The sequence below is a fragment of the Vreelandella sp. 2A-K22 genome, assembly GCF_054065485.1.
The window spans coordinates 270,124-285,317 of sequence record NZ_JBSUGC010000002.1; the positions used below are offsets into that span (position 1 = coordinate 270,124).

At 56.6% G+C, this 15,194-nt stretch carries 12 protein-coding genes; 8 read left to right on the top strand and 4 right to left on the bottom strand.

Going from position 1 to position 15,194, the window contains the following annotated elements; genetic code table 11:
• Positions 1 to 63: 63 nt before the first annotated feature.
• The gene (locus ACW17M_RS03560) at positions 64 to 525 is read right to left on the bottom strand and encodes a DUF721 domain-containing protein (RefSeq protein ID WP_009286397.1); all 462 of its coding nucleotides are present in this window, start codon (positions 523 to 525) and stop codon (positions 64 to 66) included.
• A gap of 110 nt (positions 526 to 635) precedes the next feature.
• Here ACW17M_RS03560 and ACW17M_RS03565 point away from each other — a divergent pair, with 110 nt between their 5' ends.
• The 4 genes from ACW17M_RS03565 to ACW17M_RS03580 all read left to right on the top strand — a co-directional run bounded on the left by ACW17M_RS03565 (position 636) and on the right by ACW17M_RS03580 (position 6,195).
• Entirely contained in the window at positions 636 to 986 is a 351-nt protein-coding gene (locus tag ACW17M_RS03565) for a hypothetical protein (RefSeq protein ID WP_022523897.1), read from the top strand.
• A gap of 101 nt (positions 987 to 1,087) precedes the next feature.
• Entirely contained in the window at positions 1,088 to 3,820 is a 2,733-nt protein-coding gene (gene secA / locus ACW17M_RS03570; RefSeq protein ID WP_027959099.1) for a preprotein translocase subunit SecA, read from the top strand.
• Between the two features lie 67 nt (positions 3,821 to 3,887).
• The gene (argJ, locus tag ACW17M_RS03575; protein ID WP_027959100.1) at positions 3,888 to 5,117 is read left to right on the top strand and encodes a bifunctional glutamate N-acetyltransferase/amino-acid acetyltransferase ArgJ; all 1,230 of its coding nucleotides are present in this window, start codon (positions 3,888 to 3,890) and stop codon (positions 5,115 to 5,117) included.
• Positions 5,118 to 5,238: 121 nt separating this feature from the next.
• The gene (locus ACW17M_RS03580) at positions 5,239 to 6,195 is read left to right on the top strand and encodes a Nudix family hydrolase (RefSeq protein ID WP_138800082.1); all 957 of its coding nucleotides are present in this window, start codon (positions 5,239 to 5,241) and stop codon (positions 6,193 to 6,195) included.
• A gap of 114 nt (positions 6,196 to 6,309) precedes the next feature.
• Here ACW17M_RS03580 and ACW17M_RS03585 read toward each other — a convergent pair whose 3' ends face one another.
• Complete coding sequence (locus ACW17M_RS03585) at positions 6,310 to 7,212, bottom strand: carbon-nitrogen hydrolase (RefSeq protein ID WP_457546918.1); 903 nt, start codon at positions 7,210 to 7,212, stop codon at positions 6,310 to 6,312.
• Positions 7,213 to 7,222: 10 nt separating this feature from the next.
• Complete coding sequence (locus ACW17M_RS03590) at positions 7,223 to 8,290, bottom strand: agmatine deiminase family protein (RefSeq protein WP_022523892.1); 1,068 nt, start codon at positions 8,288 to 8,290, stop codon at positions 7,223 to 7,225.
• A 178-nt stretch (positions 8,291 to 8,468) separates the two neighbouring features.
• Between ACW17M_RS03590 and ACW17M_RS03595 the strand changes: the two genes are divergently transcribed.
• Positions 8,469 to 9,710, top strand: a complete 1,242-nt coding sequence (locus ACW17M_RS03595) for a lipoprotein-releasing ABC transporter permease subunit (protein WP_022523891.1) — start codon at positions 8,469 to 8,471, stop codon at positions 9,708 to 9,710.
• Between the two features lie 25 nt (positions 9,711 to 9,735).
• On the top strand, positions 9,736 to 10,449 hold the full coding sequence (locus ACW17M_RS03600; protein ID WP_022523890.1) for an ABC transporter ATP-binding protein: 714 nt from the start codon (positions 9,736 to 9,738) through the stop codon (positions 10,447 to 10,449).
• A 16-nt stretch (positions 10,450 to 10,465) separates the two neighbouring features.
• On the opposite strand, the gene ACW17M_RS03605 is transcribed toward ACW17M_RS03600, so the two are convergent.
• The gene (locus tag ACW17M_RS03605; RefSeq protein WP_009286403.1) at positions 10,466 to 11,023 is read right to left on the bottom strand and encodes a DUF2062 domain-containing protein; all 558 of its coding nucleotides are present in this window, start codon (positions 11,021 to 11,023) and stop codon (positions 10,466 to 10,468) included.
• A 95-nt stretch (positions 11,024 to 11,118) separates the two neighbouring features.
• Between ACW17M_RS03605 and ACW17M_RS03610 the strand changes: the two genes are divergently transcribed.
• Together ACW17M_RS03610 and msbA are read left to right on the top strand one after the other, a co-directional pair.
• Complete coding sequence (locus tag ACW17M_RS03610; protein ID WP_457546919.1) at positions 11,119 to 13,398, top strand: DNA internalization-related competence protein ComEC/Rec2; 2,280 nt, start codon at positions 11,119 to 11,121, stop codon at positions 13,396 to 13,398.
• Between the two features lie 55 nt (positions 13,399 to 13,453).
• Positions 13,454 to 15,190 carry a lipid A export permease/ATP-binding protein MsbA gene (gene msbA, locus ACW17M_RS03615; protein ID WP_041158063.1) on the top strand — a complete coding sequence of 579 codons (1,737 nt, stop codon included), beginning with the start codon at positions 13,454 to 13,456 and terminating at the stop codon, positions 15,188 to 15,190.
• Positions 15,191 to 15,194: the final 4 nt, after the last annotated feature.

Genomic DNA, 15,194 nt, shown 5'->3' on the forward strand with positions numbered 1-15,194 from the left:
TATGCTTTTAAGAGTGTGGCGATAAGGCACTAAGCCTGATGGGAAGAGAAAATGGTGTGAGCGTTACTTGGCTGGCCGAGCATGAGATGCAAGCCGTTCCAAGGCACGTTTTAGCGCTGGATTGGTAGTATCTTCAGCGCACTCGGAAAGGGTTTTGCCCGCGTCGGCCGACAGACTACGCGTGTTACGCTTTGGTGCCACAATAGGGCGTACAGGGCGTACCTTAAAGGTAAAGCCGCTGACTCCTTCAAAGCCAGGCAGTTGATGGAGCAGTTCCAATAAGCGCCGCTGTTCGAAGCGTAACCACGTCAGCCAGCTCGCCTGACCGCTAATCAGGGTTAAACGACCTTCGCTAAAGCCACCCACAAAAATATGTTCGCGCATCTCTTCGGGCAAGTGGGCGCGCAAGTGTCGCTGGGCCTGATCGATGAGACGAGATAGGCGCATTAACTGATTAATATCACCCGACTTGGAGAGCAGACGGGCGATGGGCTGTGCGCGAGAACGCTTAACCTTTATACTCATACGCTTAATTCCTAGGGTGCTGCTGTTTAGGCACCGCTACTAATGACGTCGGCCACCTTCGCCGATGGCTGATTAGTAAACTCTACCACGCTCAGGAGCCGGTCTACAGCATGTCACCTACGCTTGATGTTCAATCAGCTTTGCCGCGGCGCCATCGCCGTTACGGTTTAGCGCGTTGGTGGCTGGCCGGTCTGTTGGTGAGTTGTCTTTTACCCGCCAGTTTAGGCCCTGCAGATGCATTCCGCGGCGGTGAGCGTAGCGTCACGATCTGTTTCTGGGTGCCCGCGATTTTACGCGCCCAGTCCCACTGGGTGGCCAGGCGTCGGCGCGCGCTGCAACGTTTTGCTCAAAGCCCCCAGCGCTTTGCGCCTGTTCGGCGTCTATGTCTTTGGCTAGCCCCGATGGCTATGCTGGTCGCCGCCCGGGATGTCTTGACCCAGCGCGGCCCGCCTTCCCGCTAAGTCTGTCGATAATACATCTACTTTGTGCATGCTCTAGAGATAAACAGCATGCATTGAAAGGGCAATGTCCGCTGGGACGCTCGTGAATACTTGGATATTTCATGCTTAATAATTTATTACGAAAAGTCGTGGGCTCTAAAAACGACCGCGATGTCAAACGCATGCACAAGAAGGTGCCGCAGATTAACGCATTAGAAGCAGAGCTTGAGGCGATTAGCGATGCTGAACTGCAAGGTAAAACCGCCGAGCTGCGCCAGCGCTTAGAAGCCGGTGAGTCGCTTGATTCGCTGTTAGCGCCCGCCTTTGCGATCGTGCGAGAAGCCAGTAAGCGCGTTATGGGCATGCGTCACTTCGATGTGCAGATGGTAGGCGGCATGACCCTGCACCGTGGCCGCATCGCTGAAATGAAAACCGGTGAGGGTAAAACGCTGGTGGCGACGCTGGCGGTGTACCTGAATGCATTGCCGGGTAAAGGGGTGCACGTGGTCACGGTGAACGACTACCTGGCTCGCCGTGATGCTGAGTGGATGCGTCCGCTGTATGAATTTCTGGGCCTTACCATTGGCGTCATTTTCTCCGGCCAGACAGGCGAAGAGAAGCGTCATGCGTACCAGTGTGATATTACCTATGGCACCAACAACGAGTTCGGCTTCGATTATCTACGCGATAACATGGCGTTCTCGTTAGAAGATAAAGTTCAGCGTGGCCTGCACTATGCGATTGTCGATGAGGTTGACTCGATTCTTATCGATGAAGCGCGTACGCCGCTGATTATTTCCGGCGCGGTCGATGAGAATACCGACCTCTATAAAGTCGTCAATCAACTTGCCCAGCAGCTTGAAAAAGGCGAAGAGATTGAAGATGAGGAAGCCACGGTTGTTGGTGACTTCTTGGTCGATGAGAAGCAGAAGCAGGTAGAGTTAACCGAGCAGGGGCATAATAAAGTTGAAGAGCTGATGCGCGCTGAAGGCTTATTGGGCGATGACGAGTCGCTGTATGCCGCGCAAAACCTTAACTTGCTTCAGCATATGCACTCGGCGCTGCGCGCCCGCCATCTCTATAATCGTGATGTCGACTACATCATCTCTGAAGGTCAGGTGGTGATCGTCGACGAGCACACCGGCCGCTCTATGCCCGGGCGCCGCTGGTCGGAAGGGTTGCACCAAGCCGTCGAGGCCAAAGAGGGCGTCACGGTGCAGCGCGAAAGCCAAACGCTAGCCTCAACGACGTTCCAGAACTACTTCCGTCTGTATGAAAAACTCGCCGGGATGACCGGTACGGCGGATACTGAAGCCTTTGAGTTTCGGCAAATTTACGGCCTCGACGTGGTGGTGATTCCCACCAATCGGCCACTGGCCCGTAAAGACCTCAACGATCTGGTTTATTTGAGCGCTGAAGAGAAGTACGAAGCGATCATCAAAGATGTCAAAACCGAGACCGAAGCCGGGCGTCCAGTGCTGGTGGGTACGGCTTCTATTGAGACATCCGAGTACCTTGCCAAGCTGATGCGCGAGGCGGGTCTTACGTTCAATGTGCTTAACGCCAAGCAGCACCAGAGTGAAGCGGAGATCATTGCTCAGGCAGGCCGCCCAGGGGCGATTACGATCGCCACCAACATGGCCGGTCGTGGCACCGATATCGTTCTAGGGGGTAACTGGGAGGCCGAAGTCGCCAAGCTGCAAAACCCTAGCCAAGAACAGGTTGAAGCGTTAAAAGTCGAGTGGCAAGCGCGCCACGATGGTGTGCTCGCCGCTGGCGGCCTGCATGTGGTGGGCTCTGAACGCCACGAGTCCCGGCGTATCGATAACCAACTGCGTGGCCGTGCCGGACGCCAGGGTGACCCCGGCTCAACGCGCTTCTTCTTGTCGCTTGAAGATAGTCTGATGCGCCTGTTCGGCTCTGACCGCGTCAAACGCTTGATGCAGGCATTGGGGCTTGAGCATGGCGAAGCCATTGAGCATAAGATGGTCTCTAACGCCGTTGAGCGTGCCCAGAAGAAAGTCGAAGGGCGTAACTTCGATATTCGTAAGCAGCTACTTGAGTACGACGACGTTGCCAACGATCAGCGCCGGGTGATCTACGACCAGCGCAATGAGATTCTGGCCGCGGACGATGTGGCTGATGCCGTTATTGGTATCCGCGAAGAGGTGATGGAGACGGCCATCAGCGACTACGTGCCGCCCCAAAGCCTGCCCGAGCAGTGGGATCTGCCCGGCTTGGAAGCGCACTTGAAGACGGAGTTCAACCTTGACGCACCGGTGGTTAAATGGGCCGCCGAAGATGATCGCTTTAGTGAAGAGCAGTTGCGTGAACGGCTGCAGACTATGCACCGCGAGGCCTATGCAGCCAAAATCGAGGCGGCTGGCGAGAAGCTGATTCGTCGCTTTGAGAAGCAGGTCATGCTGCAAGTGCTGGACACGCGTTGGAAAGAACACCTTCAGTCGATGGATCATTTGCGTCGCGGTATCCACCTACGTGGCTATGCTCAGAAAAACCCCAAGCAAGAGTACAAGCGTGAATCCTTTGAACTCTTCCAGCAGCTGTTAGAGCACATTAAAGCCGATGTGACGCGTATTCTGAGCCACGTACAGGTTCGTCAGCCCGAGGAAGTAGACGCCCTTGAGCAACAGCGCCGCGAAGCGCTGGCGCGGGAAACCGCCACGGCGGCAAGCCGTCATGACACCCCGACCCAGGAGCAGCCCGAAACTGAGCAGGAAGCGCCTGGTGTTGATGGCCGCCCTGTGCGTCGCGAAGGCCCGAAAGTGGGCCGCAACGACCCGTGTTTTTGTGGCTCGGGTAAAAAGTACAAGCAGTGCTGTGGAAAACTAAGCTAACGGCGCCCGTTTTGAGACCGTTTTTTGAGACGGTCTGTGAAACGGTCTTTGTCTAAAGGAGAAAATCATGGCGGTTGGAAACACTCCCTTTCCAGAGTTGCCACCCCTAAAAGGGGTGCGCCTGGGGGTTGCAATGGCGGGTATCAAAAAGCCGGATCGTCGTGATGTAGTGGTGATTGAACTGCCCGAGACCGTGACGGTGTCTGGGGTCTTTACCCGTAATGCGTTCTGCGCAGCGCCCGTTTTGGTGGCCAAGCAACACCTTGAGCAGTGCCGGGCAGAACACCGTTCGCCACGCTTTTGGCTGATCAACACTGGCAATGCTAACGCAGGTACGGGTGAAGCAGGTTTGCGGGATGCCAGGGCTAGCTGTGCAGAACTGGCTAAACAAGCCGGTGTGTCGTCGCAGGACGTGCTGCCGTTTTCAACCGGCGTAATTGGCGAGCCGCTGCCGATGGAGCGTCTGCTAGCGGGATTGGCACCGGCACTTGAAAGCATGGCCAGCGACAGTGTTGCCTGGGAACACGCAGGCCAAGGTATTTTAACCACCGATACTCGTGCCAAAGGCGCCAGTGTCACGGTTGAAATAGGCAATCAGCAGGTAACGATTAACGGCATCACGAAAGGGTCTGGCATGATCAAGCCCAATATGGCGACCATGCTGGGCTTTGTGGTGACCGATGCAACTATCGAAGCACCGCTGCTGGATCGGCTACTGCGTGAAACCGTCGATCGCTCGTTTAACTGCATCACGGTGGATAGCGATACCTCTACCAATGACGCTTGTATGTTGGCAGCGACCGGCACAGGCCCCCGCATTGCCGATGATGAGCAGATTGCCGTTTTCAGCAACGCCTTGCAGCGGGTAATGACCGAGCTGGCGCAGGCGATTATTCGCGACGCCGAGGGCGCAACCAAATTCGTTACCCTTCAGGTCGACGAAGCGAAAAGTCGTCAAGAGGCGCTCGATGTGGCCTTTACTGTTGCGCACTCACCGCTAGTCAAAACAGCGCTTTACGCTTCAGATGCTAATTGGGGGCGTATTTTGGCCGCGGTAGGACGAGCGCCTGTAAGCGACTTTGATGTCAACCGTGTGGTGATTGATTTAGGCGATGTACGTCTAGTTGAAAATGGCGGGCGTGCTGCAGGCTATACCGAAGCGGCAGGAAGCGCCGTCATGGCCGAGTCAGAAATTACCATTCGCATTAACTTGGGGCGCGGCGAGGAAAGTGCCACGGTATGGACCTCCGACCTCTCCCATGACTATGTGTCTATTAACGCGGATTACCGCAGCTAGTCAGTCTCCCCCTGTGTGGGGCGTTGGTTGGCAGGGGTAGTGGGCACACGCAGCGATATAGCACCGATGCCTTTAGCATTGGTGCACGCAGTGGATAAAGACGTAACGAGTATATGAGTCTATGAGCATAAAGGTAAAACGACGGGTTCACGTCGCGGCGGCAGCGATTATCAGCGCCGATCAACAGCAAGTACTGATCGCTCGTCGGCCATCAAACGTAGATCATGGCGGGCTTTGGGAGTTTCCAGGCGGCAAACTGGCCCCTTATGAAACAGGTCTTGAAGGGTTAAAGCGTGAACTGCACGAAGAGCTAGGCGTTGAGATTGTTTGTGCCCAGCCGTTGATTCGCGTCCACCATGAGTACCCCGACAAGCATATCTTGCTCGATGTATGGCAAGTGCATGAGTTTGCTGGCGAGCCCTTTGGTCGTGAAGGGCAGGCGGTGCGCTGGGTGCCCATGAGCGAGCTCTCCAACTACCCCTTCCCGGCGGCTAATTTGCCGATTCTGCGAGCGGTAAGGTTGCCTACCGAGTATTTAATTACCGGGGAAGAGTTGGATGAGGCGCGTTTCGATGCGTTTTTGGAACGCGCGCTGCGTGAAGACAAAATTCGCCTGGTACAACTGCGCGCCAAGCAGTTGGATGAAGCGGCTTATCTGGCTCGTGCCCAGCGTGCCTTGAGCCTGTGTCGTGAGCACGGCGCGCGACTGCTGCTCAATGGTGAGCCGACGCTGCTTGATCACATTGACGCCGATGGCATTCATTTGACCAGCGAGCGTTTGATGCAGCTCGAGCGTCGTCCGATTGCCGAAAGCAAGTGGCTGTCCGCATCAACACACAACCAAACGCAGCTTACCCAGGCGGCGGTGTTAGGCTGCGACTTTGTTAGCTTATCGCCGCTGCGCACCACACCGTCACACCCGGAAGTATTCCCGCTCGGCTGGCATGATTTCCAGCAGTTGGTAGAGCGCGCAGGCATGCCGGTATTCGCACTGGGTGGTATGACGCGCTTTGATGCCAATCATGCCCGTGCCGTGGGCGCTCAAGGAATCGCATCGATCCGCGATTTCTGGAAATAACACGCCAAGCCAGAACGCATAAAAAGAGCGTTATATAATGAAAAACGCCTGCCTCGGTATTTAGCCAAGGCAGGCGTTTTTACGTTTTCATCTTTAAGACTAAGGCCAAGCCTACTAGTCGCGGTAGCGGCGAGTCAGATCCCCATAAGCGTCCACACGACGATCGCGCAGATAGGGCCAGATGCGGCGGGTATTTTCACTGCGCGCCATATCCAGCTGAACGACTAACTGTTCAGTCTCTTCCCCCGCATGGGTCAATAGTTCACCTTGTGGTCCGCAGACGAAGCTGCCGCCCCAGAACTGAATGCCGTCTCCCACCCCAGAATGATCCGCCTCAAAGCCAACCCGGTTGGCGACTAGAACCGGCAAGCCGTTGGCGACACCGTGGGCGCGCTGAATCAGTGTCCAGGCATCTTTTTGGCGGCTCTTTTCTTCCCCGTCGTCATTGGGATCCCAGCCGATCGCCGTGGGGTAGAGCAGTAAATCGGCACCGGCTAGCGCCATAAGACGGGCGGCTTCGGGGTACCACTGATCCCAGCAGACCAAGACGCCGAGACGGCCCACGGATGTTTCGATCGGAGTAAAGCCTTCTCCGCGGGTGCTGTCATGATCACCCGGCGTGAAGTAAAACTTCTCATAAAACCCGGGATCATCGGGAATGTGCATTTTACGATACTGACCTACCCGGCCCTTGGCGCGGTCATAGACCACCGCAGTATTGTGGTATAGCCCTGGAGCGCGGCGTTCAAATAGCGACCCAACCAGCACAATATTCAACTCTTTAGCGAGCGCCGCCAGGCGCTGGCCGGTAGGGCCATCCAGCGGTTCCGCTAGATCAAACAGGGCAGGGTCTTCAAATTGGCAGAAGTAGTGGGTGGCGTGCAGTTCTTGTAGCAGTACCAACTGCGCGCCTTGTTTAGCGGCGCTACGGATACCTTCTTCGCTTGCTGACAGGCTTTGGGCTTTGTCCGGCCACGCGGGTTGCTGCACAACAGCGACGGTTAGCGTTGTCGACATGGTGACTCCTTTAGCAAATAGCGGTCGTGGCAGGCGTGCCCCGGGCAAGCGTGCCTTGTGGAAGCTGCATGGTTAAACAGTGCAGGCTGCCATGTTGGCGAATAACGCTTACGCACTCAATCGGAATTAGCGTGTGCTCAGGAAAAGCAACCGCTAGCGCGTTCAGTGCAGTGACATCCGCCGGGTCGCCGTAGGTAGGCACCAGTACGGCCTGATTGATGATCAGGAAATTCGCGTAGGTGGCGGGCAGGCGGTGGCCATCTTCCGGGTCAAAGCAGGCTTGGGGCCAGGGCAGTGGAACAAGCCGGTAGGGTTCACCATTGCGTTGCCGGAAAGACTGCAGTTCTTGCTCCATCGCCGCCAAGGCCGCGTAGTGCGGGTCGTGGGGATCGTCACAACGCACATAGGCGATGGTGGTTGGGTTGCAGAAGCGTGCCAGGGTATCAATATGGCTGTCGGTATCGTCGCCTTCTAAATGGCCGTTGGCCAGCCACAGCACACGGTCAACGCCGAAGTCTTCGCCAAGCTGCGCTTCTACCTCTGCTCGGGATAGCGTGGGGTTACGGTTGGGGTTAAGCAGGCATGCTTCGGTGGTGAGCAGGGTGCCTTCGCCGTCAGTTTCTATACCGCCGCCTTCCAGTACCAGATTCCGCGAGGCCACCGGGCAGGCCCAGGCGCCCGCATCGGCAAGCCACTGGGTGAGCAAGTTATCGCGTTCGGCGGGAAATTTTCCACCCCAGCCGGTGAACGTGTAGTCGAGCAAGACACATTGGCCATCTTCATCGACCACGCTGATCGGGCCATGATCCCGCGCCCAGGTATCGTCGGTGGGTGCGACAATAAGCTGCAGGCGTTCAGCGGGCACAGCGTAGGCGTGAAAAGTATCGGCCAGGCGCTGTTTGGTTAGTTCGTCTGGTACGCAAATAAGCACGCGCTGATAGCGTGCGGTGGCCATCACGATACGTTCGAGGGTGGCTTCGATGCGCGCAAGCAGAGGCGCCCAATCGCCGTCTGGGCGTGGCCAGGTCAGTTGTATCCCATCTTGGGGATACCATTCGGGTAGCAAACGATACGTCATAAAAGCGCAGCCCACTGTCAGCAGTAAATCGGCGCAATGTAGGGTGTGGCGGGGCAAGTTGCAAGCGTAACGTTTTTATTATGAACGCTCACGGCGAAGGCCGCTCTAATGGCCGTTTGAACATGCAGAGAGACTAAAAAAACCGTACCATGAGCGCTTATTGATAAGGAATGACGCCATGCTTGATCGTTTGCCTTTTCTGGTGGGGCTGCGCTACGTGCGCGCTAAACGCCGGAACCACTTTATTTCGTTTATTTCGCTCACCTCGATGTTGGGGCTAATGCTGGGGGTCGCCGTACTTATTTTGGTGCTGTCGGTGATGAACGGCTTCGACCATGAGCTGCGCACACGTATTTTAGGCATGGTGCCCCACGCTAAAATTGAGTCCCGGGAGGGCATGGTTGAATGGCAGGCTCTGGCTGAAGAGCTTATGCAAAGGGAGCGGGTCATTGGTGCGGCGCCCTACGTTGAGCAACAAGGTATGTTCTCCGTGGGCGGGCGTAATCAGGGAGCCATGGTCAACGGTATCAACCCGGAATGGGAAGACCGAGTGTCGATCATTGGTGAGCATATGCGCCAAGGTGAATTGACCGATCTGGTGCCCGGTGAGTGGCACGTGGTGCTGGGCTCAATGCTGGCACGCAACCTGGGCGTTGGCGTGGGCGATCGAGTAACGCTGCTGGTGCCCGAAGCATCAATCACGCCCGCCGGTGTTTTTCCTCGCTTAAAACGCTTTACCGTTAGCGGTATTTTTAGCGTCGGTGCCGAACTAGACGCTAATTTGGCCTACGCCAATATTGAAGATATGCAGACCCTTGCGCGCCTGGGTGATGCGGTTGGCGGGCTGCGTCTACAGCTGGATGATCTGTTTGCCGCCAGTAGCGAGACCCAAGCGATTCTCAATGAGCTTGGCCCGGAGTATCGGGGCAGCGACTGGACGTTCTCTCAAGGCAATCTTTTCCAGGCGATACAGATGGAAAAGCGCATGATCGCGCTGCTGTTAACCGTGATTATCGCCGTGGCAGCTTTCAACATCGTCTCTACGCTGGTTATGGTGGTGACCGATAAGCGCGCGGATATCGCCATTCTGCGGACGATCGGTGCTAAACCGAGCTCGATTATGGGGATTTTTATTGTTCAGGGCATGGCCATCGGGCTGATTGGTATCGCTGTTGGGGTGGCCGTGGGTGTGCTGCTGGCGCTGACCATTGCGGATCTGATTGGCTGGGTGGAAGGAACGCTGGGGATTCAGTTCCTGGATGCTGGGGTCTATTTCATTAGCGACCTGCCTTCACGCCTGCAGTGGAATGATGTCAGTCGTATCGTATTGGCCGCCTTTGGTCTGACGTTCCTGTCGACACTTTATCCCGCTTGGCGGGCGGCAAAAGTTCAGCCGGCGGATGTGTTGCGCTATGAATAATGGCTTCAGGAATAAGGATGACACGATGTCGATAAATACAGGGCAAGAAGCTGCCGTCATGCTCGATTGCCAGACGCTGACACGAACCTACAGCGAAGGCCCCCAGGATCTGACGGTACTGGATAAGCTCAATTTGCAGGTGCGCGCCGGGGAACGGGTGGCCATCGTCGGCAGCTCGGGGTCAGGTAAGACAACGCTGTTAAACCTGCTGGGCGGTCTTGACCGCCCTAGTGAAGGCAGCGTCGTTATCGCCGGTGAGCCTCTATCAGGGCTGAATGAAGCGGCGCTTGGCAGCTTTCGTAACCGCTACATCGGGTTTGTGTATCAATTCCACCATCTATTGGCGGAATTCACTGCACTCGAAAATGCGGCGTTACCGCTGATTATTCGCGGTCAGTCGAAAAAGGCGGCCGAGAAGCGTGCCATGCAGATACTCGAGCGGGTAGGCATGCAGCCGCGGGCGGATCATAAGCCGGGTGAGCTTTCCGGCGGGGAGCGCCAACGCGTGGCGATTGCCCGTGCGTTGGTCACCGATCCTAGTTTGGTGCTGATGGATGAGCCCACGGGCAATCTGGATCAAACCACGGCGGCGACTATTTTGGCACTAATGGATGAACTGGCCAAAGAGAGCGCCTGTGCATTCGTGATTGTGACCCATGACGTTAGCCTGGCGGCCCATCAAGACCGCGTGCTTAAACTGGATGCGGGTAAGTTGGTCGAGCAGGCGCCGGCGCTTTAACCGTCGGGTTCAATCATTAAACCTTATCGTCAAATTCTGCTTCTATCTGCGCACGCCGCTGCCGACGTATCTGGCGGCGGCGTTTCCAGTTATGGGAGACGTGCCAGCGCCAGATCAAGCGAATGCCAATATTGACCACGATGGCTAATATGATCGCTGTTACCAACGAGCCGACGATCAGTGGCGGCATAATGTCGTGCATCTGTTCGGCGATCCAGTGCGTTGAAATACGCGAAGGGGCCTCCCGCACGGGCGCGCCGAGGATAAAGGTGCCAATCCAGTAGTTGCCGTAAAAAATCAGCGGCATCGTTAATGGATTAGTAATCCATACCAAGCCTACCGAGAGGGCTAAATTGCAGCGTGTTAGGCGCGCGCCTAGCGCGGCAACGACCATCTGAAAGGGGATGGGCAGCATCGCGCAAAACACGCCCACGCTAAACGCATTGGCAACGCTTCGGCGAGTTAGAAGCCACAACCCCGGGTCTGCAATCAGCGGTGCAATAAAGCGTAGCGAGCGCTGTTTCCTGATAGTGTCGGGTTTGGGCATGTAGCGCTGCAGGAATCTGCGCGGCATGGCGGATACTCTTGCCTATCGATGTGGCTCATTATCCATATAGAGCCACTCTTCGGCTATGCTAGGCCATTAATGAACATTCGCTGGAGGGCTCTATGCGGTTAGGTGTTGCCATGCCCGCGGCGCTTGCAGCACTTGCAGGAGGTATTTTTGCCTGGTATTTCCACACCGCAGAGGTGACTTCAAATGCGTTTGGCTGGGTGTTGGTAGCCGCGTTGCTGGTAGTGGGGCGGTGCCCGCGATTTGGTATATGGCTGCTGATCGGCGCCTGGGTCTTCACTGGCGTACAAGAAGAGTGGGGGAGTCGCTTACCGACGGGGCTAAGCGGAGAAGATCTTGCTGTTGAGGCAACCGTGTTGACCGCCCAACCGGTGGGTAATGCCACGCGCCTGCTGTTAAGCGTTGATCAGTGTCAAAGCTCTTCGACTAGCCTGGCACAACGGCCCAGCTGTTCCGCGCTCACCAAGGTGCGCATTACCGCTTATAGCGATGTTCGCTTTAGGCCCGGCGAGCAGTGGCAAATGACGCTTCGTTTGCGTCCCCCAAGTGGCTTTGCCAATCCTGATGCCTTCAATTATGAGCAGTGGCTGTGGCGTGAGGGAATCCACGCCACCGGCTACTTGCGCCAGGAGCCAGCGCCGGTTCGGCTTTCTTCTGCGGGCCCTTCGTTGCGCCAGCTAGCGCTGGATTTTTTAGCCCGCCAGCCTCTCGACGATCGAACCAAACGTTGGCTGGCAGCGTTGACGTTAGGCGATAGCGAACAGCTTACCCAAGACGACTGGTCGCTGCTGAATGCTACCGGAACCACGCATCTGGTGGTGATTTCAGGCTTGCATGTCGGGCTGGTGGCCTCATTTGTACTGCTGCTAGCCAAATCAGTCGCTCGGTTTGCAACGCCCACCAACTGGCGTATGCGCACCTGGCCGTGGTGGTTGGCAGTGCTAGCTTGTGTCAGTTACGCCACCCTTGCCGGAATGGCGCCACCGGCTATGCGGGCGATGGTGATGACATTGATCGGGCTGTGGGTGCTGAGTGGTCGGCATGCGCCGGGAGCTTGGCAGGGCTGGTGGCTGGCACTCGCGCTGGTACTTATTGTCGATCCGCTAGCGCTATGGCGTCCAGGGATGTGGCTATCGTTTGTGGCAGTGGCGTGGCTGATTATTATTTGGCAGGGGCGGCGGCGCCCTCAAGGGATAAAGGGCTGGTGCTGGGCGCTGGTGAGATCGCAACTGCTGCTAGCCCCGCTAATGGCCGCCGCCGTATTGGTGGCCTTTGGGCGAGTGGCACCCGCTGCTCCATTGATCAATTTAGTCGCCGTACCCTGGGTAAGCTCGGTGATGGTGCCGACCGCACTGCTGGGGTGGCTGCTGTCACCTCTGCCCATGGTGGGAGAGACGGTATGGTGGCTGTTTGAGCAGGCGCTAAGCGTTTTCCACCTGTTGCTGACGCTGGTGGTGCAGCACTGGCCACTATGGGAACCTGATCGGTCGTTAACGTATCCGCTCTCCCTCGCACTGTTGCTACTGTCGTTATGCTGGGGGCTACCTGCCGTGCTGCCAAGCTTACGGCTGGCAGCCTCAGCGCTGATCGTTGCGCTGCCCTGGTGGTCGCTTCCGTCATCGATTCCCCCCAATGCGCTCAGAGTCAGCGTCCATGATGTGGGGCAGGGGCAGTTGATAGAACTGCGCAGCGCGCATTATCGCCTGCTCTACGACACCGGCCCTCGCTTTCGTAGTGGTTTTATGCCTCTGGAGGCGCTTTGGTCACCGGGGCAGTTGTTTGATCAAGTGTTAGTCAGCCACGCTGATAATGACCATGCGGGCGGTATCAGCGCATTGTTAGCCGATCATCGGGTCAAACAGTGGATGGCTCCTGCAGGTGAGGCGCTGCCAATTTCCGGTATTGATTGTCAGCGTGGTCAAACATGGCAGCGTGATGGGGTGAGTTACCGTATTCTCTGGCCGCCCGCGGGTGATAACGATTTATCTGCCAACGATCGCTCCTGCGTACTTGAGGTGAGCGCTGGTGAGCAGAGACTGCTGATTACGGGGGATGTGAGCACTGAGGTAGAGCGTCGCTTTCTGCGAGAGGTGGAGCCGCCTGTTAGTGTATTGGTGGCAGGGCACCATGGCAGCGGCACCAGCTCGGGTATCCAGTTCGTACGTTCCATCGCTCCTGAGCATGTGATATTTAGCGCCGGGCGGAGTAATGCGTTTCAACATCCGGTAGATTCTGTCGTGCGCCGTTTTCGCCAGCAGGGCAGCTGTCTATGGAACACGGCGCATGACGGCGCACTGCGTTTTTGGCTAAAAGCGGCCCAGCCCATCCAGGTTGAAACAACGCGACCATTGCCAGGGCGACGCAACCAGTGTTGAAGCGCGTCGCCATCAGGTAGAATTCTCCGATTGCACACTATGGCCAGGAGCGCGTGTGACTGATTCAGGTTGGGGTATTTATAAGCGGTTGTTGGGCTATGTGAAGCCGCATTGGCGAGCTTTTGCGCTAGCGATAGTGGGCTTTGTGGTTTACGCCGCGTCGAGTACCGCGCTGGCGGAAATGATGAAGCGATTAATTGATGGCATTCAAAACCCAGATGCGGCGTTTCGGTTCTTTCTACCGCTGTTTGTAATTATTATGTTTTCCGCCCGGGGGTTAGGTACTTTTTTAAGCACCTACTTCATGGCCTATGTGGGCCGCTACGTGATTCATACCCTGCGTTGCGACGTGTTTGCCCATCTACTCCATCTGCCGGGCTGGTTTTTTGACCATCACTCCAGCGGTCAACTGGTATCACGGGTGACCTACCACGTTGAGCAAGTCGCGGGGGCGGCCACCAAAGCGGTGACGATTATTCTTCGGGAAGGCCTGTTCGTCGTCGGCTTGGTGCTCTATCTACTCTGGACTAACTGGATGCTAACGCTGCTGTTTTTGGGCGTGACGCCGATCATTGCCGTGGTGGTAAGCTACGTCAGCAAGCGCTTTAGACGCATTTCAAAACGCATTCAGCACTCCATGGGCGATGTCACCCATATTGCCTCGGAAGCGCTGTCGGGCTATCGGGTAGTGCGCACCCACGGCGCAGAGCCGTATGAAAAGCAGCGCTTTGAGCGGGTCAGTGAAGAGAATCGCCGCCAAAGTATGAAAGAAGCCATGACCCGTGCGGTCAGTTCCCCTGTGATTCTGATGTTGGTGGCCATCTCCATGGCGCTACTGGTCTGGCTGGCCATGGCACCCTCGCTGATGGAGAACATGACGCCTGGTGAGTTTGTGGCCTTTATTACCGCGGCTGCCCTGATGATCAAGCCGGTACGTCAACTGACCGAGATTAACGGTGAAATTCAGAAAGGCCTGGCGGCCGCGTCAGAGCTTTTCGGATTGCTGGATATGACCCCTGAAGAGGATAGTGGCAAACATATTGCCAGCCGTTTAAACGGCGATGTCGTGATCGATCATGTTAGCTTCCGCTATGCCGACGACCAGCCCGAAGTCCTGCACGATATTAATCTACGCATAGCACCGGGCGAACTGGTGGCGATAGTCGGGCGTTCGGGGAGCGGCAAGTCCACTCTGGTCAGCTTGCTGCCGCGTTTTTACTGCCCCACTCAAGGCAGTATTACTATCGATGGCATTAATGTTGATGAATACGCGCTTGGCCCACTGCGCCAGCAGATTGCTCTGGTGTCGCAGCAGGTGACGCTATTTAACGCCTCGATTGCCGATAATATTGCTTACGGGGTGGCCAATCCTGATCCCCAGGCTGTTCAGGCTGCGGCTGAAGCCGCCTATGCCCATGAGTTTATCGATAAGCTTCCCAATGGTTATGCCACCACCGTGGGTGAAAATGGCGTGATGCTCTCGGGCGGCCAACGCCAGCGGCTGGCGATTGCCCGGGCGATCTTCAAGGACGCGCCGCTACTGGTGCTGGATGAGGCCACTTCTGCGTTGGATACAGAATCCGAGCGCTATATTCAAAAAGCCCTTGAGCGAGTCTGTGAAGGGCGCACCACGCTGGTCATCGCCCACCGCCTCTCTACCATAGAGCGGGCTGACCGGATTGTGGTGATGGATCAGGGGCGCATTATCGAAGAGGGGTCGCATCAGTCGCTGCTTGATGCCGATGGCGCCTACGCGGCGCTGCATCAACTGCAGTTTCAAGAAGCGCCATGAGGCT

Excerpts from the sequence above, each read along its gene's own strand:
- ACW17M_RS03590 (WP_022523892.1), bottom strand. The coding sequence starts at position 8,290 with ATGACGTATCGTTTGCTACCCGAATGGTATCCCCAAGATGGGATACAA.
- ACW17M_RS03595 (WP_022523891.1), top strand. The coding sequence starts at position 8,469 with ATGCTTGATCGTTTGCCTTTTCTGGTGGGGCTGCGCTACGTGCGCGCT.
- ACW17M_RS03600 (WP_022523890.1), top strand. The coding sequence starts at position 9,736 with ATGTCGATAAATACAGGGCAAGAAGCTGCCGTCATGCTCGATTGCCAG.
- ACW17M_RS03560 (WP_009286397.1), bottom strand. The coding sequence starts at position 525 with ATGAGTATAAAGGTTAAGCGTTCTCGCGCACAGCCCATCGCCCGTCTG.
- ACW17M_RS03565 (WP_022523897.1), top strand. The coding sequence starts at position 636 with ATGTCACCTACGCTTGATGTTCAATCAGCTTTGCCGCGGCGCCATCGC.
- secA (WP_027959099.1), top strand. The coding sequence starts at position 1,088 with ATGCTTAATAATTTATTACGAAAAGTCGTGGGCTCTAAAAACGACCGC.
- argJ (WP_027959100.1), top strand. The coding sequence starts at position 3,888 with ATGGCGGTTGGAAACACTCCCTTTCCAGAGTTGCCACCCCTAAAAGGG.
- ACW17M_RS03610 (WP_457546919.1), top strand. The coding sequence starts at position 11,119 with ATGCGGTTAGGTGTTGCCATGCCCGCGGCGCTTGCAGCACTTGCAGGA.
- ACW17M_RS03605 (WP_009286403.1), bottom strand. The coding sequence starts at position 11,023 with ATGCCGCGCAGATTCCTGCAGCGCTACATGCCCAAACCCGACACTATC.
- ACW17M_RS03580 (WP_138800082.1), top strand. The coding sequence starts at position 5,239 with ATGAGCATAAAGGTAAAACGACGGGTTCACGTCGCGGCGGCAGCGATT.
- ACW17M_RS03585 (WP_457546918.1), bottom strand. The coding sequence starts at position 7,212 with ATGTCGACAACGCTAACCGTCGCTGTTGTGCAGCAACCCGCGTGGCCG.